The sequence below is a fragment of the Pedobacter sp. 05L430 genome (genome assembly GCF_056397585.1).
This window is the reverse complement of the sequence record NZ_JBFTNT010000473.1, coordinates 1-1,889: the sequence shown is the minus strand read 5'-3', so window position 1 is coordinate 1,889 and position 1,889 is coordinate 1. Positions and strand designations below refer to the sequence as shown.

Below are 1,889 nucleotides of genomic sequence, written 5' to 3'. Positions count from 1 at the left end.
GATGATGACTTTCCTGTAACTTTGTTAACGGAGGCTACATTTGAATCTGGCGAAAGTGCAGGAACCTTTAGATATACTTTTGAGTATAAGATGTATTGATTCTACGGATAATGTAAGTTTTCTTCGGTTTCTGCAACCTATTGAGAAATTGAAGAAATATGTATTTAATTATTAATCTATGGATGAGCAGCCCTTTTTAGTACTGATTCAGGAACATCAGGGTATCATCCATAAGATTTGCAGATTATATCGTGATAGTAAGGAAGATCGGGAAGATCTTTTTCAGGAAATCACCTATCAACTATGGAAGTCCTTTCCTTCATTTAAAAGGGAAGCAAAGGTAAGTACATGGATGTACCGTATTGCGCTCAATACCGCAATTGCTTCGTTTCGGAAAAAAAGACTTGATGTTGAATATCATCAAGTGTTGCCGGATTTGCCTGATGACGAGGTAGATGAAGAATATGCCATTCGGCAAGAAAGCTTGTTTGCAACGTTAAAACAACTTAACGAAAGTGAAAGGGCTATTGTTGCCCTTTACCTTGACGACCTTAGTTATAGGCAAATTGCTGAAATAATTGGCATAAATGAAAACAACGTAGGGGTTAAGCTCAATCGAATAAAACTCAAAATCCAAAAACTTTTAATCAGATAATTATGGAAACTGATCCACTTAAATTAGCATGGAATGCTGTACAAACGCCAGTTAAAACGAATAAAGAACTGAGCTCAATGCTTATCGAAAGCAAACACCCGGTGCTTAAGGGCATCAGAAAGCAATTTACAATAGAGATAATCGGATGGTCGGTATTTTTGCTTTGCTATTATACCATGTTTGACGGCGATCAAAAGCCCATTGCAATCAATATATTACTCGTTGTATCTATGCTTTTTGCACTTATTCATAATGTTTTGGGCTACAATTTTTCAAAAAACCTTATTAATGGAGGCACAATCAAGTCATCATTAGAAAGATACCTGTCAAAAATTAAGGTTTATGCAACGGTATCAATCTCTTCCAGGGCTTTCCTAATCACAGGTTTTCTAGTCTTTTTTACTTATAATATAAACTTTACAACAGGCAAATACGTTTTGTTGGCTGGAGTTATTGCTGTATCCCTGGTGCAATTGCGCTGGTTATTCCTTTTATGGACAAAGCGACTCAAAGTGCTCAACAATACAATTATGGAATTTAGTGTGGAAAAAGAGACTCAGTAGGACACATTTGTTTAGACTTAACTATATCGTATGTACTTGTTTCTGGATTGGTTTTTTACAGCATTACACTTAATCATTATTGGATTTAACCTGGTAGGGTGGATTTGGAGAAAGACAAGAGCACTTCATTTTGTTTTTGTACTATTAACAGCCGGCTCATGGCTGATATTAGGTATTTGGTTTGGACTCGGTTATTGCCCAATAACTGATTGGCAGTGGCAACTAAAGGAAAAGCTGGGCGAAACCAATTTACCAAACTCTTTCATAAAGTATTTTGTCGATAAAGTGACCGGGGGGGATGTATCTTCCACATTTGTTGATATTGCCACAGCTTCATGCTTTATCGCAGCAGTATTATTATCCGTTTATTTAAATTTTATTAAAAAGAAACGATAAAGGCTTATTTGAACAGGTTCATTAATGACTCAGAACAAAATGATTGGAAACAAAAAAAGCATCCTTTTAAGGGATGCTTTTCTTTAATTTATAAAATGAGTTGATTAACTGATCTTAACATTAATTGCGTTTAAGCCTTTTTTACCTTGCTCAACGTCATAGCTTACTGAATCATTCTCACGAATGCTATCGATTAAGCCTGAAGAGTGTACAAAGATTTCGCTATCGCCATTAGCTGGCACGATAAATCCAAAACCTTTTGTCTCATTGAAAAA

Annotated in this window: 4 protein-coding genes; 3 read left to right on the top strand and 1 reads right to left on the bottom strand. The window is 35.7% G+C overall.

Features of this window, described 5'->3' with window-relative positions; genetic code table 11:
- Positions 1-178: 178 nt before the first annotated feature.
- The 3 genes from AC1DG9_RS26525 to AC1DG9_RS26515 are packed head-to-tail and all read left to right on the top strand — an operon-like array spanning position 179 to position 1,614.
- Positions 179-655: an RNA polymerase sigma factor gene (locus tag AC1DG9_RS26525; protein WP_288883856.1), complete on the top strand. Its 477-nt coding sequence runs from the start codon at positions 179-181 to the stop codon at positions 653-655.
- Positions 656-657: 2 nt separating this feature from the next.
- The gene (locus tag AC1DG9_RS26520; RefSeq protein WP_337717808.1) at positions 658-1,218 is read left to right on the top strand and encodes a hypothetical protein; all 561 of its coding nucleotides are present in this window, start codon (positions 658-660) and stop codon (positions 1,216-1,218) included.
- 30 nt (positions 1,219-1,248) lie between these two features.
- Positions 1,249-1,614: a DUF2784 domain-containing protein gene (locus AC1DG9_RS26515; protein ID WP_172662483.1), complete on the top strand. Its 366-nt coding sequence runs from the start codon at positions 1,249-1,251 to the stop codon at positions 1,612-1,614.
- 104 nt (positions 1,615-1,718) lie between these two features.
- On the opposite strand, the gene AC1DG9_RS26510 is transcribed toward AC1DG9_RS26515, so the two are convergent.
- Positions 1,719-1,889 (bottom strand): cold-shock protein (locus AC1DG9_RS26510; protein WP_477635626.1); only part of this gene is annotated, 171 nt, incomplete at its 5' end.

Excerpts from the sequence above, each read along its gene's own strand:
- AC1DG9_RS26525 (WP_288883856.1), top strand. The coding sequence starts at position 179 with ATGGATGAGCAGCCCTTTTTAGTACTGATTCAGGAACATCAGGGTATC.
- AC1DG9_RS26520 (WP_337717808.1), top strand. The coding sequence starts at position 658 with ATGGAAACTGATCCACTTAAATTAGCATGGAATGCTGTACAAACGCCA.
- AC1DG9_RS26515 (WP_172662483.1), top strand. The coding sequence starts at position 1,249 with ATGTACTTGTTTCTGGATTGGTTTTTTACAGCATTACACTTAATCATT.